The sequence below is a fragment of the Pseudomonas sp. GL-B-19 genome (assembly GCF_019956415.1).
Lineage (GTDB): Bacteria > Pseudomonadota > Gammaproteobacteria > Pseudomonadales > Pseudomonadaceae > Aquipseudomonas.
On sequence record NZ_JAHBDK010000028.1, the window covers coordinates 1 to 25,584 of the forward strand.

Annotated in this window: 24 protein-coding genes; 14 read left to right on the top strand and 10 right to left on the bottom strand. The window is 59.5% G+C overall.

The genetic code is table 11. The features are described 5' to 3' along the window. Positions 1-200, bottom strand: a 200-nt coding sequence (locus tag KGB06_RS11725) for a transposase (protein WP_317849395.1), incomplete at its 3' end; no start/stop codon positions are given. Between the two features lie 218 nt (positions 201-418). Between KGB06_RS11725 and rarD the strand changes: the two genes are divergently transcribed. Beyond that, positions 419-1,306, top strand: coding sequence for an EamA family transporter RarD (rarD, locus tag KGB06_RS11730; protein ID WP_223515718.1), 888 nt, complete (start codon positions 419-421; stop codon positions 1,304-1,306). Positions 1,307-1,521: 215 nt separating this feature from the next. Here the strand turns inward: rarD and KGB06_RS11735 are convergent, their stop codons facing one another. Next, positions 1,522-2,040, bottom strand: coding sequence for a glycine cleavage system protein R (locus tag KGB06_RS11735; protein ID WP_027926687.1), 519 nt, complete (start codon positions 2,038-2,040; stop codon positions 1,522-1,524). 537 nt (positions 2,041-2,577) lie between these two features. Here KGB06_RS11735 and KGB06_RS11740 point away from each other — a divergent pair. Beyond that, entirely contained in the window at positions 2,578-4,755 is a 2,178-nt protein-coding gene (locus KGB06_RS11740; RefSeq protein ID WP_223515722.1) for a malate synthase G, read from the top strand. A gap of 193 nt (positions 4,756-4,948) precedes the next feature. Here the strand turns inward: KGB06_RS11740 and KGB06_RS11745 are convergent, their stop codons facing one another. Next, the gene (locus KGB06_RS11745; protein ID WP_223515725.1) at positions 4,949-5,410 is read right to left on the bottom strand and encodes a response regulator; all 462 of its coding nucleotides are present in this window, start codon (positions 5,408-5,410) and stop codon (positions 4,949-4,951) included. A gap of 251 nt (positions 5,411-5,661) precedes the next feature. On the opposite strand from KGB06_RS11745, the gene KGB06_RS11750 reads away from it, so the two are divergent. The 8 genes from KGB06_RS11750 to KGB06_RS11785 all read left to right on the top strand — a co-directional run bounded on the left by KGB06_RS11750 (position 5,662) and on the right by KGB06_RS11785 (position 14,848). Next, entirely contained in the window at positions 5,662-7,602 is a 1,941-nt protein-coding gene (locus tag KGB06_RS11750; protein WP_223515729.1) for a DUF294 nucleotidyltransferase-like domain-containing protein, read from the top strand. Further along, positions 7,599-8,306 carry a PolC-type DNA polymerase III gene (locus tag KGB06_RS11755; protein ID WP_223515731.1) on the top strand — a complete coding sequence of 236 codons (708 nt, stop codon included), beginning with the start codon at positions 7,599-7,601 and terminating at the stop codon, positions 8,304-8,306. Before KGB06_RS11750 ends, KGB06_RS11755 begins: the two co-directional genes overlap by 4 nt. 213 nt (positions 8,307-8,519) lie before the next feature. Next, a complete protein-coding gene (locus tag KGB06_RS11760) occupies positions 8,520-9,038 on the top strand; it encodes an RNA polymerase sigma factor (protein ID WP_223515734.1) in 519 nt (172 codons plus the stop codon). Then, a complete protein-coding gene (locus KGB06_RS11765) occupies positions 9,035-10,006 on the top strand; it encodes a FecR domain-containing protein (protein WP_223515737.1) in 972 nt (323 codons plus the stop codon). Before KGB06_RS11760 ends, KGB06_RS11765 begins: the two co-directional genes overlap by 4 nt. 237 nt (positions 10,007-10,243) lie before the next feature. Then, the gene (locus KGB06_RS11770; protein WP_223515740.1) at positions 10,244-12,670 is read left to right on the top strand and encodes a TonB-dependent siderophore receptor; all 2,427 of its coding nucleotides are present in this window, start codon (positions 10,244-10,246) and stop codon (positions 12,668-12,670) included. 73 nt (positions 12,671-12,743) lie between these two features. After that, complete coding sequence (locus KGB06_RS11775) at positions 12,744-13,874, top strand: PepSY-associated TM helix domain-containing protein (RefSeq protein WP_223515743.1); 1,131 nt, start codon at positions 12,744-12,746, stop codon at positions 13,872-13,874. Beyond that, positions 13,871-14,050: a hypothetical protein gene (locus KGB06_RS11780; RefSeq protein ID WP_007947719.1), complete on the top strand. Its 180-nt coding sequence runs from the start codon at positions 13,871-13,873 to the stop codon at positions 14,048-14,050. The genes KGB06_RS11775 and KGB06_RS11780 overlap by 4 nt, the downstream gene beginning before the upstream one ends. Positions 14,051-14,218: 168 nt before the next feature. Beyond that, the gene (locus tag KGB06_RS11785) at positions 14,219-14,848 is read left to right on the top strand and encodes a glutathione S-transferase (RefSeq protein ID WP_223515745.1); all 630 of its coding nucleotides are present in this window, start codon (positions 14,219-14,221) and stop codon (positions 14,846-14,848) included. Between the two features lie 211 nt (positions 14,849-15,059). Here KGB06_RS11785 and creD read toward each other — a convergent pair whose 3' ends face one another. The 4 genes from creD to KGB06_RS11805 all read right to left on the bottom strand — a co-directional run bounded on the left by creD (position 15,060) and on the right by KGB06_RS11805 (position 19,244). Further along, positions 15,060-16,430 (bottom strand): cell envelope integrity protein CreD, encoded by a 1,371-nt coding sequence (gene creD, locus KGB06_RS11790; RefSeq protein WP_223515748.1) that lies wholly within the window; start codon positions 16,428-16,430, stop codon positions 15,060-15,062. 149 nt (positions 16,431-16,579) lie between these two features. Then, complete coding sequence (creC, locus tag KGB06_RS11795) at positions 16,580-17,998, bottom strand: two-component system sensor histidine kinase CreC (RefSeq protein ID WP_223515751.1); 1,419 nt, start codon at positions 17,996-17,998, stop codon at positions 16,580-16,582. Next, on the bottom strand, positions 17,998-18,678 hold the full coding sequence (gene creB, locus KGB06_RS11800) for a two-component system response regulator CreB (protein WP_223515754.1): 681 nt from the start codon (positions 18,676-18,678) through the stop codon (positions 17,998-18,000). Before creB ends, creC begins: the two co-directional genes overlap by 1 nt. A 59-nt stretch (positions 18,679-18,737) precedes the next feature. Next, a complete protein-coding gene (locus tag KGB06_RS11805; RefSeq protein WP_223515756.1) occupies positions 18,738-19,244 on the bottom strand; it encodes an ATP-dependent zinc protease in 507 nt (168 codons plus the stop codon). Between the two features lie 311 nt (positions 19,245-19,555). On the opposite strand from KGB06_RS11805, the gene KGB06_RS11810 reads away from it, so the two are divergent. Next, positions 19,556-20,437 (top strand): acyltransferase, encoded by an 882-nt coding sequence (locus KGB06_RS11810; RefSeq protein WP_223515759.1) that lies wholly within the window; start codon positions 19,556-19,558, stop codon positions 20,435-20,437. 7 nt (positions 20,438-20,444) lie between these two features. Here the strand turns inward: KGB06_RS11810 and KGB06_RS11815 are convergent, their stop codons facing one another. Beyond that, positions 20,445-20,999 carry a DUF2780 domain-containing protein gene (locus tag KGB06_RS11815; protein WP_223515762.1) on the bottom strand — a complete coding sequence of 185 codons (555 nt, stop codon included), beginning with the start codon at positions 20,997-20,999 and terminating at the stop codon, positions 20,445-20,447. 215 nt (positions 21,000-21,214) lie between these two features. On the opposite strand from KGB06_RS11815, the gene KGB06_RS11820 reads away from it, so the two are divergent. Genes KGB06_RS11820 through KGB06_RS11830 form a run of 3 tightly spaced genes read left to right on the top strand, consistent with a single transcriptional unit; the run spans position 21,215 to position 23,177 of the window. After that, positions 21,215-21,805, top strand: coding sequence for a fasciclin domain-containing protein (locus KGB06_RS11820; protein ID WP_223515765.1), 591 nt, complete (start codon positions 21,215-21,217; stop codon positions 21,803-21,805). Between the two features lie 56 nt (positions 21,806-21,861). Next, positions 21,862-22,506 (top strand): sigma-70 family RNA polymerase sigma factor, encoded by a 645-nt coding sequence (locus KGB06_RS11825; protein ID WP_223515768.1) that lies wholly within the window; start codon positions 21,862-21,864, stop codon positions 22,504-22,506. Then, on the top strand, positions 22,503-23,177 hold the full coding sequence (locus tag KGB06_RS11830) for an anti-sigma factor domain-containing protein (RefSeq protein WP_223515771.1): 675 nt from the start codon (positions 22,503-22,505) through the stop codon (positions 23,175-23,177). The genes KGB06_RS11825 and KGB06_RS11830 overlap by 4 nt, the downstream gene beginning before the upstream one ends. 108 nt (positions 23,178-23,285) lie before the next feature. Here KGB06_RS11830 and fdhA read toward each other — a convergent pair whose 3' ends face one another. Both fdhA and purU read right to left on the bottom strand, forming a co-directional pair. Continuing rightward, entirely contained in the window at positions 23,286-24,485 is a 1,200-nt protein-coding gene (gene fdhA / locus KGB06_RS11835) for a formaldehyde dehydrogenase, glutathione-independent (RefSeq protein ID WP_007947729.1), read from the bottom strand. Between the two features lie 147 nt (positions 24,486-24,632). Next, the gene (gene purU / locus KGB06_RS11840) at positions 24,633-25,490 is read right to left on the bottom strand and encodes a formyltetrahydrofolate deformylase (protein WP_007947730.1); all 858 of its coding nucleotides are present in this window, start codon (positions 25,488-25,490) and stop codon (positions 24,633-24,635) included. Between the last annotated feature and the right edge of the window lie 94 nt (positions 25,491-25,584).

The following is a 25,584-nucleotide window of genomic DNA, read 5'->3' on the forward strand; positions in this document are numbered from 1 at the left end:
CCCGCTAGCGTCGAGCCTGCACGTTCTTTCCTGACCTGCTCGACCCAGCGGCGCAACGCAGTAGGGCCGATATCGAAGTTGGCGCAGACCTCAAGAATGGGCTGGTCTTCATCAAGCACCATGCTTGCAGCATTGAGCTTGAACTCGCTGGAATAGGACTTTCGCATCATCATGCACACCTTAGATTTGGGCGCCATCATAGCGCCCTATTGAGGTGTCCAATTTCATTAGGCCAGATCAGCCTGCTCGCGATAGCGGCCTGTCAGTCACTGATGTGCTGAATGTGAAATCGCCATCGCGAGCAGGCTCACTCCTACAGGGATTGTGTTCACAATTGCCCAACCTATTCAGGCAGGACATTCAAAGACAAATCTCCTTACAATCCCCTCTTTGTTAGCTGCCTAAGCAAGGATTCTGCATGCAAGCCGCCAACCCGCGTCGCGGGTACATTCTGGGCCTGAGTGCCTACATCATCTGGGGACTTTTCCCGCTCTACTTCAAAGCCATCGCCAGCGTGCCCGCCGTGGAGATCATCATCCATCGCGTGCTTTGGTCCGCGCTGTTCGGCGCCTTGCTACTGATGGTCTGGAAACATCCAGGCTGGTGGCGTGAGTTGCGTGACAACCCCAAACGCCTGGCGATCCTGGCCCTCAGCGGCACGCTGATCGCGGCCAACTGGCTGACTTACGTGTGGGCGGTGAACAACGGGCGGATGCTCGAAGCCAGCCTCGGCTACTACATCAACCCGCTGGTGAACGTCCTGCTGGGCATGCTGATCCTCGGCGAACGATTGCGGCGCATGCAGTGGATCGCCGTGGGTCTGGCGGCAGTCGGCGTGGCGCAACAGGTGTGGCAAGTCGGCAGCCTGCCATGGGTGTCGCTGGTACTGGCGTTGTCCTTCGGTTTCTACGGATTGATCCGCAAGCAGGCGCCCGTCAAAGCGCTGCCCGGTCTTGTGGTGGAAACCTGGATGCTGGTGCCGATTGCAGTCGCGTGGCTGCTGTTCAACCCGACGGCGGCCAGCGCGCAACCCGAGTTCTGGACCACCTCCGAAGCCTGGTGGCTGGTCGCCGCCGGTCCGATCACGCTGGTACCGCTGATCTGTTTTAACGCCGCCGCAAGGCATATTCCCTACACGACGTTGGGATTCCTTCAGTACCTGGCGCCGACGCTGGTGCTGTTGCAAGCCGTCCTGCTGTTTGGCGAACACCTGTCGTCCAGCACGCTCGTGGCGTTCATCTTTATTTGGGCGGGCCTGGCGGTTTACAGCGTCGATGCGTGGATAAGTCTGCGCCGCCGCCGCTGATCAAAAAACACACAAACCTCTACAGGCCGCGTCCCTCGTGGCCTGCATCGATCCTTCCCAAGGTTATCCACAGCGTGATCCCCGTCGTATGTGCGCAACTTGTTGAAACTGATGATTTTTTGATCAGATCCTGAAGAAGCCCGGCCGGCGTGGGCTGGCGGGCTGTCTCTACAGGTTATCCACAGGCAGGTGCACGTTTAACTTGGATAACCCTGTCAAGGTTCACTACGCAGCACCAACTCGACCATCAGATCGTCTGCCAGGGTTTCCAGGCGCGACTGCAATACGTCCAGCGACAAGGTCAGCGGCACCGCAAGGATTGCTTCAGCGTGAAACAGTGGCTCGCTGCTCATCGGCGCCGGGCGCACTTCAGTGACCAACCTTTCCAGGTTCACACCTTGTTCGCTGAGCAGACGGGTGATGTCGCGCACGATTCCCGGGCGATCATTACCCACCAACTCCATCGCAATGGGTTTCCAGGTGCAGGACTGTTCGATGCCGCTTTCGGCAATCAGCACGCGAATGCCTTGGGCGGACAACGCTTGCAGGGCATCGACCAATTCATCGTAGGCCTCGGCCGGTACGCCCACTCGAAGAATCCCGGCGAACTGTCCAGCCATGCGCGACATACGGCTTTCCAGCCAGTTGCCGCCGTGCTCGGCAATGCACTGGGCGATGCGCTCGACCTGCCCGGCCTTGTCTGGAGCAAATACTGTGAGTACGAGGTGGTCCATGGCGCAGCCCTCTTTTGTTATAGAAACAGAAGTATAGGCAAGGCTTGATCCTGCGATGAATCGTCTGACGCCTTCGCGAGCAGGCTCGCTCCCACAAGTCTTGCGCTGCACCTGTGGGAGCGAGCCTGCTCGCGATTGGAGCGCCGCCGATAAACCTGCCGACAACAAATCGTGTACAACTTTTTATATTTAACTGGAACAATCCAATAGTTTTTTGAGAACATCCAACACCCCAGCGTGACTGCAATGCGTCATGGGGTCGCAGAACGACGTAATTAGTCTAATTTTCACAAGCGCAATTCATCATGTAGTATGCCGCAGCGCGCACTACATAACGTTGGATCGATGTCTGCCACAGGCACACTCGCAACCCTGAAAAGCCCCATCAGCAAGGCCTACAAGCCGTTGATCGGACCGAACCCAGCCGCCCGCAAGGGCATGTACTGGCGGACGGGTTTGTGGTTTAAATGGCCATAGGCTTCATTGTCAAAATTGAAGAGCTGAAAAGCGAAATAGCTGAGCAGAGTGAGGCAAGCAATGACTGAACACGTTCAAGTCGGTGGCCTGCAGGTCGCCAAAGTCCTGTTCGACTTCGTGAACAACGAAGCCATTCCCGGTACCGGCCTCACCGCCGATAAGTTCTGGGCCGGTGCCGACAAGGTCATTCATGACCTGGCCCCGAAGAACAAAGCCCTACTCGCCAAACGCGATGATTTCCAGGCTCGTATCGATGGCTGGCACCAACAGCGTGCCGGTCAGGCGCACGACGCCGTGGCCTATAAAGCCTTCCTGCAAGACATCGGTTATCTGCTGCCAGAAGCAGCCGATTTCCAGGCAACGACGCAAAACGTCGATGACGAAATCGCCCGCATGGCCGGTCCGCAACTTGTGGTTCCGGTGATGAATGCCCGTTTCGCGCTTAATGCTTCGAACGCCCGTTGGGGTTCGCTGTACGACGCGCTCTACGGCACCGACGCCATCAGCGAAGCTGACGGCGCGGAGAAAGGCAAAGGCTACAACAAGGTTCGCGGCGACAAGGTCATTGCCTTCGCCCGTGCTTTCCTCGACGAAGCCGCGCCATTGGCTGCCGGCTCCCACGTCGATTCCACCGGCTACAAAATCGTTGACGGCAGACTGGTGGTCGCCCTTAAAGGTGGTAGCAACACCGGCCTGCGCAACGACGCTCAGCTGATCGGTTTCCACGGCGACGCTAGCGCTCCGACCGCGATCCTGCTGAAGAACAACGGCCTGCATTTCGAAATCCAGATCGATGCCAGCACCCCGGTCGGCCAGACCGACGCTGCCGGCGTCAAAGACATTCTGATGGAAGCCGCGCTGACCACCATCATGGACTGCGAAGACTCCGTCGCCGCCGTCGATGCCGATGACAAAGTGGTGATCTACCGCAACTGGCTCGGCCTGATGAAGGGCGACCTGTCGGAAGAAGTCTCCAAGGGCGGTCAGACCTTTACCCGCTCCATGAACGCCGACCGCACCTACACCGGTGTCGATGGCAAGGAACTGAGTCTGCACGGTCGTTCACTGTTGTTCGTGCGTAACGTCGGTCACCTGATGACCATCGACGCCATCGTCGACAAAGACGGCAACGAAGTGCCGGAAGGCATTCTCGACGGCCTGGTGACCAGCCTCGCGGCGATCCACAGCCTCAACGGCAGCAGTTCACGCAAGAACAGCCGCACCGGCTCGGTTTACATCGTGAAACCGAAAATGCACGGCCCGGAAGAAGCCGCGTTCACCAACGAGCTGTTCGGTCGCATCGAAGAAGTTCTCGGTCTGCCGCGCAACACGCTGAAAGTCGGGATCATGGACGAGGAGCGCCGCACAACGGTCAACCTCAAGGCCTGCATCAAGGCTACCAGCGAGCGCGTAGTGTTTATCAACACCGGTTTCCTCGACCGCACGGGCGATGAAATCCACACCTCCATGGAAGCCGGCCCAATGGTGCGCAAGGCCGACATGAAGGCCGAGAAGTGGATTGGTGCCTACGAAAACTGGAACGTCGACATCGGTTTGAGCACTGGCCTGCAAGGTCGCGCGCAGATCGGCAAAGGCATGTGGGCCATGCCCGACCTGATGGCCGCGATGCTCGAACAGAAAATCGCTCACCCGCTGGCCGGCGCCAACACCGCCTGGGTTCCATCGCCGACCGCCGCTGCACTGCACGCGTTGCACTACCACAAGGTTGACGTGTTCGCCCGTCAGGCTGAACTGGCCAAACGTGCTCGTGCTTCGGTGGACGACATCCTGACCATTCCATTGGCGGTGAACCCGCAGTGGACCGCAGAGCAGATCAAGAACGAACTGGACAACAACGCCCAGGGCATTCTCGGTTATGTAGTGCGCTGGATCGATCAGGGCGTGGGTTGCTCGAAAGTGCCTGACATCAACGACGTCGGCCTGATGGAAGACCGCGCGACGCTGCGTATTTCCAGCCAGCACATCGCCAACTGGCTGCGCCATGGCATCGTCACCGAAGAGCAAGTGATGGAAAGCCTCAAGCGCATGGCGCCGGTGGTTGACCGTCAGAACGCCAATGACGCGCTGTACCGTCCGCTGGCACCGAACTTCGACAGCAACATCGCCTTCCTGGCAGCGGTCGAACTGGTGGTCGAAGGCACTAAACAGCCGAACGGCTATACCGAGTCGGTTCTGCACCGTCGTCGTCGCGAGTTCAAGGCTGCCAATGGCCTGTAACTGATCGCTGACACCGGACATGAAAAAGCCCTGATCTTTGGATCAGGGCTTTTTTATTTGTGAATGTGATCCCTTGTGGGAGCGAGCCTGCTCGCGATGACGGTGTGTCAGTAAACATTCATATCGACTGACACGCCCTCATCGCGAGCAGGCTCGCTCCCACAGGGGAATGTGCAAACCTGACAGGTCTGAACTAAGGCTTCGCCCCCAACTCATGTTTGACCAGCGCCAACAGTTTGTCGGGATCTATAGGCTTGAGTAGAAAATCCACAACGCTCAAATGCATGGCCGCGATGGCGTCTTTTACATCAGCGTCACCAGAGACGATGATGATCGGCAAGGCCGCCCGAACCGACTCACGTACCTGACGGATAAGGTCCAGGCCATCGACATTGCCCATACGCAAGTCGGTGATCACCAGACCGATTGAAAGCTTTTTCACTTCTTCTTCAGCAACCAGCAGCTTGAGTGCGCTTTCACCGCTGGCAGCGGTGATGCAGCGAATACCGTCCAATCCAAGAATTTGCGTCAACAACTCGCGCGCGTCTTTATCGTCATCGACGATCAGCACCCGTTGCAGCGGCAAATCGGGTTCGAGCATGACGGCACTCAGCGCTTCGCGCTCGGCATCACTCAAAATATCGTGGTCGGACATGGCGTTCTCTACGTTTTCATTTCAATTCCTTAGCACATCCGTCAGATATCGCTAAGCAGACCTTCAATGTGCACTTCGTCGGAAAATTTTCCTATAGTCAATGTAGGTGTTTTTTCTCACAGTCGTGTCAAACATTTCCTAACTTCCGACACCTGCATTGCCTACCTAGACTTACGTCCAATGGGCACCCTGCGCGCAGGGGCCGACCATGGCTGGGTCATCCGACAACGATAACTCCAACGGCTGCGGTAATGGTTATGAGTAAAGCGGACGCCTTCACACAGGCAGGGAAAACCGCGGTGTTGCAGAACATCCAGGGCACTTTGCAATTTCTTCAACGTTTTCCGCCCTTCAATCAGATGGAACACGCTCACCTGGCGTATCTGGTTGAGCAATGTCAGCTGCGTTTTTATGCCCCCGGCGAGAGCATTATCAAACCCGCCGATGGCCCGGTTGAGCATTTCTACATCGTCAAACAGGGCCGCGTCGTCGGTGAGCGCCCGCACACCGCCAAGGGCGGCACCGAAACCACCTTCGAAATCACCACCGGCGAGTGCTTCCCCCTCGCTGCGCTGCTGGGTGAGCGTGCGACCCGCACTGAACACCTCGCCGCCGAAGACACCTTTTGCCTTCAGCTGAACAAGCTGGCGTTCATCAAACTGTTCGCGCTTTCCAGCACCTTTCGCGACTTTGCCCTGCGTGGCGTCAGTAGCTTGCTGGATCAGATCAACCAGCAAGTCCAGCAAAAAGCCGTGGAGACCCTCGGCACTCAGTATTCGTTGAACACGCGCCTGGGCGAGTTGGCCATGCGCCACCCGGTGACTTGCAGCCCGGCGACGCCGCTACGTGAAGCGGTGAAGCTGATGCACGAGCAACAGGTCGGTAGCATCGTCGTGGTCGATGAGCACAAAGCCCCGCTGGGGATTTTTACCCTGCGCGACCTGCGCCATGTCGTGGCCGAGGGTAACAACGACTTCAACGAAGCCATCGAGCGGCACATGACCCAGGCGCCGTTTTTCCTGTCGCCGGACCACAGCGCTTTCGACGCGGCCATCGCCATGACCGAGCGGCACATCGCCCACGTCTGCCTGGTGAAAGATCACCGCCTGTGCGGCGTGGTCTCGGAGCGTGACCTGTTTTCCCTGCAGCGGGTTGATCTGGTGCACCTGGCACGGACGATTCGCAGTGCCCAGCGTGTGGAAAACCTGGTGTTGATGCGCGGCGAGATCGGCCAACTGGTCGAACGCATGCTGGCGCACGGCGCGTCGTCGACACAGATCACTCACATCATCACCCTGCTCAACGACCACACCGTGTGCCGGGTGATCGAGTTGACCCTCGCCGAAAAAGGTGACCCCGGTGTGCCGTTCAGTTGGCTGTGCTTCGGCAGTGAGGGCCGTCGCGAACAGACACTGCACACCGATCAGGACAACGGCATTTTGTTCGAGGCACGGGACGCCGCGCATGCGGCTGAGATACGCGGAAAATTGTTGCCGATTGCCCAGCAGATTAACCAGAGCCTGGCGCTCTGCGGTTTCACGCTGTGCAAGGGCAACATCATGGCGGGCAACCCGGAGCTGTGCTTGTCGCGTGCCGAATGGGCGCGACGGTTTGCGGCGTTTATCCGCGAGGCGACGCCGGAGAACCTGCTGGGTTCGAGCATCTATTTCGACTTGCGCGTGGTCTGGGGTGACGAGCAAGAGTGCGAGCAATTGCGCCGCGGGATTCTCGATCAGGTCGGCGATAACCGGTTGTTCCAGCGGATGTTGGCCGAGAACGCCTTGCGCAATCGTCCCCCTGTGGGGCGTTTTCGTGAGTTCGTACTGGCGCGCAAAAACGGTGAAAAAGCCACGCTGGACTTGAAGGTTCAGGGGTTGACGCCTTTCGTCGACGGCGCACGGTTACTGGCATTGGCTCACGGCATCGAGACCAACAATACCCTGGAGCGATTTCGCCAACTGGTGGCCAAGGAAATCATTCAGCCGCTGGACGGTGCGGCGTATGAAGAGGCATACCACTTCATTCAGCAAACCCGCATGCAGCAGCATCAGTTACAGACCCGGGAGAACTTGCCCTATTCCAACCGGGTCGATCCGGACATCCTCAATCATCTAGACCGACGGATCCTGCGTGAATCCCTGCGCCAGGCGCAACGCCTGCAAAGCAGCCTGACCCTGCGGTACCAACTATGAGCCTGTTTTCGTGGCTGCGCCCGGTCACCCCACTCCTGACGGAAGAGTTGCAACAACGACTCAAGCGCTTGCCAGCAGTGGCCGACCTGGGTGAATGCAGCCTGCGCGAACAGCGCTGGGTGGTGCTCGACCTGGAAACCACCGGGCTGAACCTGAACAAGGACCGGGTGTTGTCCATCGGCGCCGTGGTGATTGAGGACGGTGCCATCGACTTCAGCCAGCAGTTCGAACGCACGCTACGATGTGCCGACATGAAGCTCGCACCCAGCGTGCTGATTCATGGGTTGGGGCCAAGTGCCATTGCGGCCGGCAGCGACCCGGCGCAAGCCTTGCTTGAATTCATGGAATTCGTCGGCGACAGCCCGGTGCTGGCGTTTCATGCACCCTTCGATCAGCACATGCTTGGCCGGGCACTGAAAGACCACTTGGGCTACAAGTTGGCCCATCCGTTTCTGGATGTGGCAGACATCGCCCCGCTGCTGTGTCCACAGGCTCACATTCGAGACGCCGGGCTGGATGAGTGGATCGACTGGTTCAAACTGCAAGTGTTCGAACGACATAACGCCAGTGCCGACGCCTTGGCGACGGCCGAATTGGCATTGATCCTGTTCAGCCGGGCGCGGCAGCAGCAGATTCATAGCCCGCTGAACCTGCAACAGCGGCTGAGTCAGTGGAAACGCCGGCAGCAGGCCCCCTCCTTCTAAATATGTTCTGGCCCCATCGCGGGCAAGCCATGCTCCTACAGATGACCGGATACCCCTGTAGGAGCATGGCGTGCCCGCGATGAACGATGACAGGTCGAACTGAATGCACACCGCCCCCACTCACCCGACCAGCGCCAATTGCGTACCGTCCCCGCCTCTGCGACAATCGCGAACAATTCTCGTTAGTTAATACTTCCCAATCGGTGATGTTGCGTGTCGTCAATCCAAAGCCCCCACCGTGAGCTCGTTGGTGCGTTATATCGCGACCATCGCAGTTGGCTATTGGCCTGGCTGCGACGCAACGTGGCTTGCCCGCAACGTGCAGAAGACCTGAGTCAGGACACTTTTGTGCGGTTGCTGGGTCGGGACGAACTGAAAGAGCCTCGCGAGCCGCGCGCGTTTCTGGTGGCGATTGCCAAAGGCCTGCTGTTCGACTATTTCCGCCGCGCCGCGCTGGAACAGGCCTACCTCGCCGAACTGATGCTGATCCCCGAAGGCGAACAACCGTCGGTCGAGGAGCAGCAGATGATCCTCGAGGACCTCAAAGCCATCGACCGCCTGCTGGGTCAGCTGTCGAGCAAGGCCCGGGCCGCGTTTCTCTATAACCGCCTCGACGGTCTAGGTCATGCCGAAATCGCCCAGCGACTGGGCGTCTCGGTGCCGCGTGTTCGGCAATACCTGGCCCAGGGCATTCGTCAGTGCTACATCGCGTTGTATGGTGAGCCGGTATGAACCCGGTCAGCTCCAAACCGGTATCGGCCAAGGTGCTGGATGCGGCGATTGCCTGGCAATTGTCCCTGGACTCAGGCAATCCGGTGGAGCGCGAAGCGTTCAGTCAATGGCACGCGGCCCACGAGGAACATGCCCGAGCCTGGCGCCAGTTGGGCATGCTCGACCAGCGCTTCAGCGTTGCCAACGGCCCGGCCCGTACGGCTTTGCTGCAATCGCGTGAAAGCATTCGCCGCCGTGTGCGCAAACTGGGCAGCGGCGTGGCCAGCGTTGTCGCGGTGATCGGGCTGGCCCTGTTTGCCGGTGATCGTTATCTGCCCCTCGACTACTGGCTGGCCGACCAGCGCACCGCCACCGGCGAGCAGCGCGCCCTGCGCCTGGCGGATGGCACGCTGATCAACCTCAATACCCACAGCGCCGTGGACATCCGTTTTGATGAGAAGCAGCGGCGGATCATCCTTCAAGAAGGCGAAATCCTCGTCGAGACCGGTCACGGCGATGCCCGGCCGTTTATCGTCGAAACCCGCGAAGGCAGCATGCAAGCGCTAGGGACGCTCTTCCTGGTCAAGCGCGAGGAACAAGGCACGCGCCTGAGCGTGTTGAAGTCCGCGGTGGCGGCGCATCCGCAATCGAGTTCCGAGGAACAGATTCTGCACGAAGGTCAGCAAGTGCTGATACGCAGCAATGGCCTGGGGCCGGTTGTCGCCCTCAACCTCGGCGCCGACGCCTGGACCCGCGGCATGCTGGTGGTCGACAACGCTCGCCTGGAAGATCTGGTACATGAGCTCGCTCGGTATCGTCGCGGGTATTTAGGCGTAGCACCGGAGATTGCCGACCTGCGCATTACCGGCAGTTTTCCGCTGCACGACACCGACAAGGCACTGAGCACCCTGTTGCCGACCCTGCCGGTGCAGATTGAACAGTACACACCGTGGTGGGTGACGGTGGCGAAAGCTGACCTAAAACCTTAAGTCATGCGGTGTCTGATCGGCCGCCTTCGCGAGCAGGCTCGCTCCCACAGTTTGATCTTAGGTGTACACAGAATTTGAGCCCGCAGGAGAACCCCTGTGGGAGCGAGCCTGCTCGCGATGAGGCCATCAGCCTCATCAATTTTCTGAATCTAAATTATTTTCATCCAGCCCTATCACTTTTTGATTCTCGTACGGCACCTAAGCAATTGAGAAATATTTCCATTTAGGAGCCGCTGTATGCCCCGTTCGCTCTACAACTTGTTGCGCCCCAGCTTGCTGGCTGTCGCCATTGCCTTTTGCACGCCTTTGGCCAGTAGCCAACTGATCGCCGCTGAACAAGCATCCAGCGTTCGCGCCTACAATCTGCCGGCGGCACCGTTGGCCAGCACCCTGAACCAGATTGCGAGTCAGGCCGGTCTGGCGCTGTCGTTGAATCCATCGCTGGCCGCAGGCAAGTCCTCGGCACCGGTGCAGGGTCAGTTCGACGCTGCTGGCGCCTTGCGTGAAGCCTTGCGCGGCACGGGTCTGCAACTGGAGCAAAGCAGCGCCGGCACCTACAGCCTGGTCGCCATTCCCGAGGGCACACTGGCCCTGCCGGAAACCGCCGTCATCGGCGTGGACAATACCGAAACCGCCTGGGGCCCGGTAGAAGGCTACCTGGCCACTCGCACCGCCGCCGGCACCAAGACCGATACAGCGCTGGTCGACGTGCCGCGCTCGATTTCGGTCGTCACCCGCGACCAAATGGACGACCGCAATGTGCAAAACCTCGATGACGCCGTGCGCTACATGCCCGGTATCACCGCCAGCAGCTACGGCAGCGACACCCGCGCCGACTGGCTGCGCGTTCGCGGTTTTGAACCGACCCAGTTCCTCGACGGCCTGCCACTGCCTAAAGGCGTGTATGCCAACCCGAAACAAGAAACCTGGAACCTCGATCGCCTGTCCGTGCTGCGCGGCCCGGCCTCCTCGGTTTACGGCCAGACCCCGCCGGGCGGCCTGCTGGACATGGTCAGCAGGCGTCCAACAGCTATAGAGAGCAACGAGATCGATCTGCAATACGGCAGCGACAATTATCGTCAGATCAACTTCGCCAACACCGGCAAGATTGATGACGAAGGCCAGTTTCTTTACAGCCTGAGCGGTGTGGTGCGCGACAGCGGCACGCAGATCGACCACGTCGACAACAAGCGCTACAACATCGCACCCAGCCTGACCTGGAACATCGACCCGGACACCCAGTTCACCTTGCTGACGCAATTCACCCGCGACGATACCGGTATCACCAGCCAGTTCCTGCCGGTGCAAGGCACCAAAATCGACATGCCGTTCGGCGACATTTCCCATAACAAGAACCTTGGCGATCCGGACTGGGAATACTACGACCGCACCTATTACGCGCTGGGCTATGCGTTCGAACATCGCCTGAACGACGTCTGGCAGTTCAAGCAGAACCTGCGTTACACCAAGTCGGACCTGTCATTCCAGGCCATCACCGTCGGCGCGTATCCGTTCACCCAGGTTGATGACGCTGGCAACGTTGGCCGCACCACCACCAGCGTCGAAGAAGACATCAGCCAGTTCGCCGTGGATAACAACTTCCAGGCCGACTTCGCGACAGGCGACGTGCGTCACACCGTGCTGCTGGGTCTCGACCACCAGCGCAGCAATACCAACTACCTCTCCATCTTCGGCACCGCACCGCCGATCAACGTCAATAACCCGATCTACGGTTTGCCAATCGAGCGTCCGGACCGTTCCACCGCGTTCTACGATTACGACCAGAAGACCTACCAGACCGGCCTGTACGCGCAGGATCAGATGGTCCTCGACCATTGGCTCGTGACACTCGGCGGACGTGAGGACTGGGTCCACACCGGCACCAAGTTCTTCAACAAAGACGATGCCACCAACACCCAACGTGACAAGAACTTCAGCGGCAACGCGGCGATCAGCTATGTGTTCGACTCGGGCTTTGTGCCGTACCTGTCGTACGCCGAGTCCTTCCAGCCCACGACCGGCGCTTCGGCCTCGGCCACCGAATCGTTCAAACCCACCAAAGGCAATCAGTGGGAGCTGGGCATCAAATACCAACCACCCGGCAGCAACACCCTGCTGACTGCCGCAATCTACGACCTGACCCAGAAAAACGTTTCGGTCACCACCAACGTTGGCGGCACGTCGATCACCAGCCAGACCGGCGAAGTCAAAGTCAAAGGCCTGGAGCTGGAAGCCGTTTCCGACGTCAACGAAAACCTCAAGCTCATCGCGGCGTACACCCTGGCCAAATCCGAAGTACAAGATGGCGAATTCAAGGGCAATCGCCTGCAACTGATGCCTAACCAACAGGCGTCGCTGTGGGCTGACTACACCTGGCACAACGGCGTACTGGACGGCTTCGGCGTAGGTGCCGGCGCTCGCTACACCGGCAATACCTACGGCGATCAGGCCAACACCGAGCTGGGCAAGGCAGATGCCTACACCGTGTTCGACGCCGCTGTTCATTACGACCTCGGTCGTCTGGACAACAGCCTGAAAGGCGCATCCCTGGCTTTGAACGCCACCAACCTGCTCAACAAGGACTACATCTCCACTTGTGACGGTTTCTACTGCTACTACGGCGACCTGCGCAGCGTCGTCGCCAGTGCAAGCTACAAGTGGTAATCGTCTGACCTGACATGCCCCAAAACCAGGCCGCCCTATTCCGGGCGGCTTTGGTATTTCTGAAGGCCTGGAAATGAAAAGTAAAACAATTCGCCGCTGGTCCTTTGTCCACACCTGGACCAGCCTGATCTGCACGGTTTTCCTGCTGATGCTGGCACTGACCGGGTTGCCGTTGATCTTCCACCACGAGATCGACCACCTGCTGGGCGATGCCGCCGAGTTGAAGCAAATGCCGGCGGACACGCCAATGCTCGATTTGCAGCAGCTGGTGCTGGCGGCTGAAAAGCATCGTCCCGGTGAGGTCATGCAGTATTTTGGTTTTGAAGACGATGAGCCCAATGGTGCCGTAACAATCATGGCGGCTACCGCCGGCACCGAACCAAACTCGTCGCACACCTTCATGCTCGACGCCCGCACCGGCGAAGCCGTGGAAATGCCATCGGCCAATGGCGGTTTCATGATGGTCATGCTGCGCCTGCATGTGGACATGTTTGCCGGTCTGCCGGGCAAATTGCTGCTGGCGTTCATGGGGCTGATGTTTGTGGTCGCCATCATTTCCGGGGCGGTGCTGTATTTGCCGTTCATGCGCCGCTTGAAGTTCGCCACGGTACGCCAAGACAAATCCACCCGCCTGCGCTGGCTTGATCTGCACAACCTGATCGGTGTGGTCACACTGACCTGGGCCCTGGTCGTCGGTGTGACAGGCGTCATCAGCGCCTGCGCCGACCTGCTGATTGCTGCCTGGCGCAACGACAGCCTGAACGCGATGGTCGCGCCGTACCGCGACGCGCCACCGCTGACGCACATCGCACCGACGACCCGCCTGCTCGACATCGCCAGGGAGGTTGCGCCGGACATGACGCCTGACTTCATCGCCTTCCCCGGCACGCGGTTTTCCAGCGAGCACCATTACGCAGTGTTCATGAAAGGCAGCACCCACCTGACTTCGCACTTGCTGACTCCGGTGCTGATCGACGCCAGCACCCTGCAAGTCACCGCCGTGGCGGAACGGCCGTGGTACATGGACGCCATGGGCATGTCGCAGCCACTGCACTTCGGCGATTATGGCGGCATGCCAATGAAGATTCTCTGGGGGGCCCTCGATGTGTTGACCATCATCGTGCTCGGCAGTGGGATTTACCTGTGGGTGGTGCGGCGCAAAGCGGCAAAACCTGTGCTCGAGCACGCCGAGGCTCAAGCATGAAGCCAAGGCAATCGAACTTCTGGAAGGTCTTCGGCACGCCCACGGTTATCGCCTTGCTCAGCGCCGCCGGGTTATTCGCGGCGCTGCTGGGTGATGGCGTGTGGGACGCCTTGAGCTGGCTTGGTCTAGGCGTTCCCGCCTTCTTCGCCCTGCGCGGCCTGCTGCAACGCCGCTGAACTGTGTAGGAGCGAGCCTGCTCGCGATGAGGCCGTCACAGTCAACATTGTTGTTGCCTGTTTCACCGCTATCGCCGGCAAGCCGGTCTCACTCCTACAGGGTTCGACCTTGAGCTATCGGGTCAACGCGCTATGCTGCCCGACACTGCCACCGACCGAGACGTTGCCATGTCCGCCCCCAGCATGACCCTGTACCACAACGCTTTATCGCCCTTCGTTCGTAAAGTCATGGTGTTGCTGCACGAGACCGGTCAGACCGGCCGCGTGGCGCTGCAAGACTGTGTGCTCACGCCGGTCAGCCCCGATCAGTCGCTCAACGAAGACAACCCGCTGGGCAAAATCCCCGCCCTGCGCCTGGCCGACGGCAACGTCATCCATGACAGCCGAGTGATCCTCGATTACCTCGACCACCAGCACGTCGGCAACCCGCTGATCCCGCGCGAAGGTTCGGCCCGCTGGCGGCGCCTGACCTTGGCCTCGCTGGCCGACGGGATCATGGACGCTTCGGTGATGGTTCGTTATGAAATGGTCCTGCGCGACCCGCAGAAGCATTGGGACGAATGGCTGGACGCCCAGCGCGACAAGATTCGTCGTGGGTTGGCGCTGCTGGAAAAAGACGCGATTGCCGAGCTGACCAGCCATTTCGATGTCGCGGCGATCAGCGTTGCCTGTGCGTTGGGTTACATCGACTTGCGCCATCCGGATCTGGAGTGGCGCGAGGCGAATCCGCAATTGGCGACGTGGTATTTCGAGGTGAGTCAGCGGCCTTCGATGTTGGCGACGATGCCCAAGGTTTAGATTTTCGCTGACTGTCCCGGCCTCATCGCGAGCAGGCTCGCTCCCACAGTTTGATCGTTGGTGTGCACAGATTTTGTGCTCACTGGAGATCCCCTGTGGGAGCGAGCCTGCTCGCGAATGGACCACACCTGATCTAATAGAAACAGCTCAAAAATCAGCGTCGCCAAAACCTCCCCTTCCCGCTGATCCTCCCTCAACCCCAACGACCGGCTCATTCCACTGCCCCCAGATCAAACTCCATCGGCTTGGCGCTCTTCTGCCCGATCCCGTACCAGTCCAGCTTACGGGTCAGCACCATAAACACCCCGAGCAAGCCGAACAGCAACAACGAGCCCATCAGCAGTGCGTAATCCTCGGCACTCAGCAAGCCGTAGAGCAAGCCGTACAAGGCCGCCAACCCCGCCGAAAAACTCAAGCCATGCCGCACGCTGTGCAGCACATGGCAGACATAGAACCCGATCAACAACACGCAGCCAGCGGACGACAACAAATACGCCAGGGCAAAACCGATGTGTTCGGACAGCGACAGCAGCAATAGATAGAAAAACGCCAAGGCCACGCCGACCAACGCGTACTGCACCGGGTGCACCGCCAGGCTTTTCAGCACTTCGAAGAGGAAGAAGCCTGCGAACGTCAGGACGATGAACAGCAAGGCATATTTGATCGCACGATCACTCTTGAGGTACTGGTCAACCGGGTCGATGAAGCTCACGCCGAAGCTGCGCCCGTTGTACGCCTCGCAACCATCGCCGGACACGCAACTGCTCAGCGCCTCTTGAAGGTTGGTGGAGAAGAACGAGGTCTGCCAATTGGCGGTGAAACCTTGATCGTTAACTTCACGCTGGGCCGGCAGGTAATTGCCGATGAAGCTTGGATGAGGCCAGTTGGCGATCAACGACACCTTGCTGGTTTTGCCCACCGGCAGAATCTGCAACTGACCGGTGCCCTGCAAACGCAGGTCAAAACCGAAGGCCAGTTCCGTGGTTTTTTTTGCGTCCAGCGCTGGCAGCGTCACGTGTACACCTTCACCCAGCCAGCCCACCTGACTGCCCGGAACGAAGTCCAGAATCTGGCCGTTCAGGTCCAGCTTTAATGCGTTTTCAATGCCGCGAATGTCGCTGATGCCAACTGCTAAAAACGGCTGATCGAACTGGTAATCAGCGAAGTCTTCCTTGATGCCCAGTTGCGCCGGCACCGAGAAATGCCCGCTGATGTGGTTTTCCGCGTGGAACAGGCGTGCCTCGTAAATGCCGCGCGAGCGCAGTTCTGTCTGGATCTGACCATCGAGTTCGAAGCGCTCTGGCAGGAAGTACAAGCGACCGCGTTCTTCACCGATGTCCTGGTAGCGCTCGTTGGTTTTCTGGTTGAGCTTCCAGGTGCGCACCACTTTGCGATACGGCACCACCATCAGCGGTCCGCTCAGTTGCTGGCTGAAACTGGAACTGCGGGCGATGTCTTCCAGCACACCGTCGCGCAGTTGCTGACGCTCCTGGATGATGCCGTTGATCATCAACAGCGGGATCAGTAACAACAGAATCAGAAGGGCTATGGCCCCGAGTTTTAGGGTCAGGCTGCGGTTCATGGGACTCTCCCTGTTTGGATAGAGAGAGTCTGGAATGGCTGTGTGGGGAATTTATGGGGGGAATATGGAGATTATGTGGAGACTGGGCCGGCCCCTGTGGGAGCGACGGTGCGACGATTCGACCTGCTCGCGATAGCCGCGACTCGGTCCTAAGCCAGGCACAACCTCACTTCAACACCGCCTTCGACATTGCCAATGCTCAACGAACCGCCATGCAGCTTGACCACTTCCTCCACAAAATTAAGCCCCAACCCGGTGCTTTTGCGGCCATTGTCGGGGCGCGGCAGCGAGTAAAAACGTTCGCTCAAGCGCGGCAGTGCATAGTCGGGAATCGCCTCGGCCTGGTTGAACAGTTTGAACTCAATCTGCTCCCCCATTCGCTCGGCGCTAAAACGCAGCACACCCTGGAACGGGGTGAAATCCAGCGCATTCTCCAACAAATTCCCCAGCGCCTGACGCAACAGAAACGGCTCCCCGGTTATCGCCAGATCCGCTGGAATCCGTTGCTCCACGCGCAACTGCTTGCCTTCAATTCGCGCCGCCTGAGCCTTCAACAATTCATCCACCAACCCGGTCAACGGCACCGCCACGCGCTCCTCCAGACCTTGACGTTGTTCGACTTGAGCCAGATTCAGCAGCCGCTCGATCAACTGCTGCATGCGCACACTTTCGCTGTCGATATTGCTGACGAACCGCTGCTGCTGCGCCAACGGCATCTCGCCTTGCAGCAATTCCGCCGCCCCGCGAATCGCCGCCAACGGGCTCTTCAGCTCATGGGTCAGCGTGTGCACATAGCGCTCGACGTAGGCTTTGCCTTCGAGCTGCGTGCGCATCTGCTCGACCGCTGTCGCCAGTTGCTCCAGTTCACCGCCGCGATAGTGCGGAACTTCAACCCGTTGGCCTGCACTCACCGCTTGTGCATAAGCAGTCAACCGTCGTAGCGCCGCGCTCAGCCACCACGACAACAACGCGCCGAACAACAGGCCGAGACCAATCAGCCCGGCGCCATAAGCCAGCAATCGGCGCTCGGTGCGATCGACGTAAGGCTGCAACGAGCTGTTGGGCTTGGCCACGGTGACCACGCCGATGATCTGACCGTTGTCGCGGATCGGCGCGCCGACGTGCATCACCGAGGAGTTTGTATCGTTCGGATCGCTGCGCGTTGAGCGTGCGCCGTATTCGCCGCGCAGGGTCAGGTAGACATCGTTCCAGCGCGAGTAATCCTGCCCCACCGCCACGCCGCTGGAATCCAGCACCACGAGGCCTTTGGCGTCGGTGACGTAGATGCGGTGATTGATCTGATTCTTCGGCAACCCCCAGATGCTCGCCTTGGGTTGTCGCTCGCCGTAGGCTTTGAGCAATTGCGGCCAGCGATTCTGATTGAGGGTGCCGGCCTTGAAGTCGTCGCGCAGGACCTCGGCCATCAGGTTGGCAGTGTCGACCAGGGTTTCTTCGGTGGACTGGCGAACGCCCGGGCGGATTTCTTCCATCACGGTGTTGAGCACGAAGTAACCGGTCAGGCCGATGAACAGCACGTAGACCAGGAAAATTCGGATCCCCAGCGGCATCAGCTGTGCCCCGGGCTGTAGCTGTAACCGAGGCCGCGATGGGTCTGGATCGGCTCGGCGTCCGCCCGCACCAGACGCAATTTGGCGCGCACGCTCTTGATGTGGCTGTCGATACTGCGCTCGTAACCGGCATCGGCGGCGATGCCCAGCGCATCCAGCAACTGCTCGCGGCTGAACACCCGCTCGGGTTGTTCCAGCAGGCATTGCAACAGGCGGAACTCGTGACGGGTCAGGCTCAGCGCTTGACCGCGATAGTTGATTTGCACCCGATCACTGTCGATCCGAAACAACCCCGATGAGGATTCGGCGACAGTCCTTGGCGCCATGCGTTTGAGAATGGCCCGGACCCGGGCGGCCACTTCCCGTGGGCTGAACGGCTTGACCACGTAATCGTCGGCGCCGATTTCCAGGCCCACCACACGATCGATTTCAGCATCGCGGGCACTGAGGAAAATCACCGGCACTTCGCTGAAACGGCGCAATTGTTTGCAGGTTTCAAAACCGCTGATATCCGGTAGACCAATGTCGAGAATGATCAAATCGGCCGGCGTGGCGCGCTGATGGTCCAGCGCTGCCGCGCCAAGGCTCAGCCAGGTCGTGGTGAAGCCTTCACCCTGCAACGCGAAAATCAGAGTGTCGGCAATCGCCGCTTCGTCTTCGACAATCAAGATATGAGACATGGCGTCCTGGCCCGGCAGTTAAGTGGGCGAACGGTGCCCCAAGGCTGATTCGCCGTCAATCAGCAGTCGGGTTTGTCTGCCGTGAAACGTCGCGCCGGGTTCACCGCCGCGCCGAATTCACGCAAGGCTTTGGCGCCGATCAACAAAGGGTAGTTGAAGCTGCTGCGGTCGGTCAGGTTGACCTCGACGGTGCGCTTGACGTTGCCCAGGCACAGTTCCAGGTCAACCACCGGGCGTTTGGTGGGTGCGACCACGTCCGCGTCATCCTCATCTTCTTCGGAGCGGGTCTTGATCTTGCTGATCCGCGCGACCTTGTGTTCGTAGACCTTGTTGCTGGCGCCCTTGGTGGCAAGGCGGAAACGCACCCATTCTTCGCCGTTGCGGGTGAAGGTTTCGATGTCCTTGGCCGACAGCGACGCGGTCAGGGCACCGGTGTCCATCTTGGCCTTGAGGACTTCGCCGCCGATTTCCGGCAGCGCGATGTATTCGTAACGCCCATACAGGGTCGGCTCGGCGGCCAGGACCGGCAGGGCCACCAGGGAAAGCAGTGCGAGGATCGATTTCACGTAATGGGCATCCATAAGGAGTGGGCAGCGGGATTTTAGACCGCTAGCGAGCAATTCGTTCGTTCCTGAGATCGCATCGCGAGCAGGCTCGCTCCCACGGTGGATTGGGAGTACACAAAGTTTGTGAACGACACAAACCCTGTAGGAGCGGGCTTGCCCGCGAAGAGGCCAGATCAATCACCACAACAGCTTGACCAGTCCAATTTCACTCAAGCATATCGGTCCAAAGGTGAAACATTCGTCACCCCCGATTTGGCCTCCCACCCCAAGCTACTTATCATGGCGCGCCCAAATGATCCCAAGAGTTACTTATGCGCCGCCTGCTCACCGGCTGTTTCGTTACCCTGCTGCTGTTGCTCAACACCCTGATCCTGATCGGGCCGCTGATGGTGTTTGCCCTGCTCAAACTGGTCCTGCCCGGTCGCTTTCGCGATGACGCCTCATCGGCGGTGATGTGGGTCGCCGAGACCTGGGCCGAGATTGACAAGCTGATCTTCCGGTTGTGCATTCCGACCCGGTGGGACATCCGTGGCGGCGATGGCCTGCGCGTCGATACGTCGTATCTGGTGATCAGCAACCATCAATCCTGGGTTGATATCCCGGCGTTGATCCAGGCCTTGAATCGCCGGACGCCGTTTTTCAAGTTCTTCCTCAAGAAAGAGCTGATCTGGGTGCCGTTCCTTGGGCTGGCATGGTGGGCGCTGGATTACCCGTTCATGAAGCGCTACACCAAGGCCTTCCTGGCCAAGCATCCGGAGCTGGCAGGCAAGGATCTGGAGATCACCAAAGCGGCGTGCGAGTTGTACAAGCGTCAGCCAGTGACGGTGGTCAATTACCTGGAAGGCACACGCTACACCGCCGCGAAAAGCGCCCAGCAGCAATCACCCTTCACTCACCTGCTTCGGCCCAAGGCCGGCGGTGTGGCGTTCGTGCTGGCGGCGATGGGCGAACAGCTGGACGCCGTGCTCGATGTGACGGTGGTGTATCCGCAGCAGACGATTCCGGGGTTCTGGGACTTGATCAGCGGCAACGTGCCGAAGGTCATCATCGACATCAAGACCCGCGAACTCGACCCCGCGCTGTGGCAGGGCGATTATGAAAACGATCCGCTGTTTCGCGAAAAAATCCAGAACTGGGTCAACCAGCTCTGGATCGAAAAGGATCGACAGATCGACGCATTGCGCGCCGAGTGACGTTGAATCAAATACCGGTGCCGGCGCCCCAGATTCCGCCCAGGCTTTCCAGCAACGAACCGCCAACGCCTTGCTGACCGAGGAATTGCAGAAGCACCGGGGTAAACAGGCCGATCATTCCACTGTCCATTCCCAATGCGCTGAATGCGTTGCTCAGGTCGTTGGTGTTCTTCACATTGCCCAGGGCGTTGTCCAGACCGGCGGCTTTGCCGGACGAACCGAGCAAACCGGCGAGGGCGCCCAGCTCACCACCGCCCGACAAAATGTCGATTCCCGGTACGCTTTTGGCCAACTCCGAGTAATCGGTCGAACTCAATTGATTTTTGGCCAACCCGAGCATCGCCCCGGCGCCGCCAACGGCTTGTTGTGGCGTCACGTTCAATTGGGTCAGCGCACTCAGCAGGTCGGCCGTCTGCGGGGTCGGCGCGTCCGCGGTGGCTGCGTTATCGCCCTGCATGCCGGAGATGGCATTGGCCGCATCGAACAGGCTGAACTGAGCAAAGACCGGACTGGCCGCCAGACACATCAGCGAAGCCAGTGCAAAACCGCGTGAAATCTTCATCCAGACATCCTCATGTGCCATGAAAACCGCCCGGCTATGGGCGGCGAAAAACTATGTGTTGGACTGGCATCCCAGGGGATTGTTCCAAGCCTTGGCGAGCCCCTGACGAACAGTCGAAAAAGAATGTACCGGCGCTGCATCCAGTCTGGCCCCGCCCGCGTATATCAAGCACGGACAGACAATCCTGGCCGATTCCCTTCACGAGGATCATCACCATGAAACGCACATCGATCAAAACGCCGTTGATTGCCAGCCTGCTGACCCTTGCCCTTGGTGGCGGACTCGTCCTGAACACCGTGCAAGCGGCAGACACGAGCCACGCTGTCATCGTCGGCGGCCAAAGCATGATGCCGAGCAAGGACATCATCGATAACGCGGTGAACTCCGCCGACCACACCACCCTGGTCGCCGCCGTGAAAGCCGCAGGCTTAGTGGACACCCTAAAGGGCAAAGGCCCGTTTACCGTGTTCGCCCCAGTCAACTCGGCCTTCACGGCCCTGCCCGCCGGGACGGTCGATACGTTGCTCAAACCTGAAAACAAAGCAGCATTGAGCAAGCTCCTGAGCTACCACGTGGTCGCCGGCAAGCTCGACATGATGACCCTGGCCGAGAAGATCAAGGCCGGTGGCGGCAAAACCGAGCTCACCACCGTTGCCGGCGGCAAGCTCTGGGCGACGATGAACGGCCCGCACAACATCACCATCAAGGATGAAAAAGGTGACGTCGCCGACATCACCACCTATGACGTATACCAGTCCAACGGGGTGATTCAGGTCATCGACAAAGTGCTGATGCCGAAAAGCTGAGTCGTACCGCCGGCCCCGCCCATCGGGGTCGGCGGTTTTTTTCGAGGTGTCCGGCCGTGAATGGAACAACCGAGCGCAGTGAACTAACCTCTGCCTGCAACCGGTCCCGCACGCAGCCCGCCGCCGGTCCCTCGATTGTCTGGAGAACCGCTATTTCCACCGCCGACATCGATCAACTCAGGCAGCTGTTGGCCCAGTGTTCACTGGGTGACCGCCGCGCTTTCGAGACGCTTTACCGCAGCGTCGGCCCACGCTTGCACGGTGTGGCCCTGCGCTTCATGGGGCGTCCGGATCTGGCTGAAGAAGTGCTGCAGGAAAGCTTTGTGCGCATCTGGAACAACGCCTCGCGCTATGACGCGCACCTGTCGGCACCGCTGACGTGGATGATCAACATCACGCGACACCAGGCCATCGACCAGTTACGCAAGCACCGCGATCGGCCGCTGACTGACCTGCAAGAGCAGGCGCTGGTGGATGAAAGCCCCTCGGCCCACGAACAATTGACCAGCGCCCGCGAAGCCAACGCCTTGAACCGTTGCCTGGAAACGCTCGAAGGCATGCAACGCCAGTCGATCACCGTGGCTTACTTTCAAGGTTTGTCCTGCTCGGAACTGGCCCAGCACCTGGCCGCGCCGCTGGGCTCGGTCAAATCGTGGATCCGCCGTGGCATGGAACGCCTGCGCAGGTGCCTTGAATCATGAACTATCAAACCCCGTCCCTGCGCCGTGCGCTTGCTGCCGATTACGCCATAGGCCTGATGTCTTCTGCCGCGCGCCGGCGTTTTGAGCAGTTATTGCTGGAAGACGCGGCGTTGCGTGCAGAACTGGCGCAGTGGCAGGAAAGTTTGGCCAGCCTGACAGAAGCCCTGCCGGAGCAACCGGTGCCGGAGCGGGTGTGGCACGGGATTACCGCACGGATCGAGCCGCAAGTGCTGCATGTTCCGGAAAAACGGCAATTCTGGAACTGGTTGCGAGTAACGGCAGCGGTGTGTTCGCTGGTGATCGCCGTGACCCTGGGTGTGATTTACAACCGTGACAATGCGCGTTACAGCGCCACATTGATGACCGCCAACGCGCAGCCAGCGCTGAAGGTCGAAGCGCACGAGGATTACCTGAACGTCGAACCGTTGACCCTTGCGGTGATTGATCCGGGGCAAAGCCTGGAGTTGTGGGCCATTGCGGCAGATGGCAAACCGATATCTCTTGGCCTGCTCCCGGCGGGCGGCAAAGGCAAGGTTGAGTTGAACGACGCGCAGAAAGCGTTGATTGGCAAACCGATAGCGCTGGCGGTGAGTCTTGAACCGAAGGGCGGCTCGCCGACCGGGCAACCGACCGGGCCAGTTCTGTACCAAGGTGCGTTGGCAGCCCTCTAAGTGTGATCGTTCCCACGCTTTACGTGGAAACGATCAGCAGCGTGGGAACGATCAACACACCAAAAAAAACGGCGACCCGAAGGTCGCCGTTATGCGTTGCTTGAAGCCTTACGCAGCGCTGAACAGTTTGTGCGGATCAATCACAAACTTCTTCGGCACGCCCGCATCGAACTCGCCATACCCACGTGGCGCGTCATCCAGGCTGATGACTTCCACGCCGACGATGTCGGCAATGTGGATGCGGTCCCACATGATCGCCTGCATCAGCTGGCGGTTGTACTTCATCACAGGTGTCTGGCCGGTGTGGAAGCTGTGGGATTTGGCCCAGCCCAGACCGAAGCGAATGCTCAGGCTGCCCATTTTCGCGGCGGCGTCCACCGCACCCGGGTCTTCCGTCACGTACAGGCCAGGAATACCGATTTTGCCGGCCACACGAACCACGCCCATCAACGAGTTGAGCACGGTGGCCGGAGCCTCGTGTTTCACGCCGTCATGGCCGTGGCCGCGTGCTTCGAAGCCTACGGCGTCGACGGCGCAATCCACTTCCGGTTCGCCCAGCAATGCAGCGATTTGTTCGTGCAGAGGGGTGTCCAGGGACAGGTCGGCGATTTCGAAACCTTGAGCCTTGGCGTGGGCCAGGCGGACGGTATTGACGTCACCGATGATCACCACTGCCGCGCCCAACAGGCGAGCGGAAGCAGCTGCGGCCAGGCCAACCGGGCCAGCGCCGGCGATGTACACGGTGCTGCCTGGGCCGACGCCGGCAGTCACTGCGCCGTGGTAACCGGTTGGCAGGATGTCGGAGAGGCAGGTCAGGTCGCGGATTTTCTCCATCGCGCGATCGCGGTCCGGCAGTTTCAGCAGGTTGAAGTCGGCGTACGGCACCATCGCGTATTCGGCCTGGCCGCCGGTCCAGTCGCCCATGTCGACATAACCGTAGGCACCGCCCGGACGTGCCGGGTTAACGCTCAGGCAAACGCCAGTGTGCATTTCCTTGCAGGAACGGCAGCGCCCGCAAGCCACGTTGAACGGTACGGACACCAGATCGCCGATTTGCAGGTTTTCGACGTCGCTGCCCTTCTCGATGACTTCGCCAGTGATTTCGTGGCCCAGCACCAGACCGGTCTGAGCGGTGGTACGGCCGCGCACCATGTGCTGGTCGGAACCACAGATGTTGGTGGAAACCACACGCAGGATGACAGCGTGGTTAATCTTCCTGCCGCGCGGGTCCTGCATTTTTGGATAGTCGATTTTCTGTATTTCGACTTTGCCATTGCCGAGATACACCACACCACGATTGCCAGACATGCTTTCACCTCGCTGTTGTTTTTATGTAGCGGTCGCGTCGCCATGGATCGGCGGCGCGTTGATTGCTCGGGTTATTGCCTGTGTCTTTTTGCGTTGTTTGGGAGGGCCTCTTCGCTGGCAAGCCAGCTCCTACAGGGGAAACGCGAACTAAAGAACGACGGTTCTGTTGGCGTTCAAAAAAACCCGTCTTTCAATGTGATAACCAACCGCCCGCGCCAACGTCAGCCCTTCAATATCCCGACCCTTGGCGATCAGATCTTCCGGGTAATGACTGTGGTCCACCGCCTCAACGCCTTGGGCAATGATCGGCCCTTCGTCCAGGTCGTTGTTGATGTAATGCGCCGTGGCGCCAACCAGTTTCACGCCCTTGTTGTAGGCCTGGTGATACGGCTTGGCACCCTTGAAACCGGGCAGCAGGGAGTGATGAATATTGATCGCCTTGCCGTCGAGTTTGCGGCACAGCTCGGGCGACAGCACTTGCATATATCGCGCAAGGATCACCAGTTCGGCGCCGGACTCTTCGATCACCTGCCACACTTGACGCTCCTGCGACGGCTTGTCGTTGGGGTCCAGCGGGAAGTGGTAATACGGAATCTGGTGCCAGTCGGCCAGCGGCTTGAGGTCCGGGTGATTGGAAACCACGGCGGCCACGTCCATCGACAATTGGCCGATGCGCTGGCGGTAAAGCAAATCGTTGAGGCAGTGATCGGCCTTGGAGACCATGATCACCACTTTTGGCCGGTAGTTCGGCGCGGTCAGTTCGAAGATCATGCCGAAATTGGCACCACGTTCTTCGAGACCGGCGCGGAAGGCTTGCTCGTCGAAGCCGTCGGGCTGACGGAATTCCACGCGAATGAAAAAACGGCCCGAGAGCCGGTCATCGAAGGAATGGTGCTCAGTGACGTAGCAGCCCTGCTCGAACAAAAAGCGGGTCACCGCGTCCACGGTGCCGAGGACGCTGGGGCAGTCGGCGGTCAGAATCCATGTGTCTGGGGCGCGGCTCATAGTGCGGTGACTCCTGTTCGTTATGGGCAACCGCTGCGCGGTTGATCGCTGGCAAGCCAGCTCCTACAGGAGCTGGCTTGCCAGCGAAAGCAAT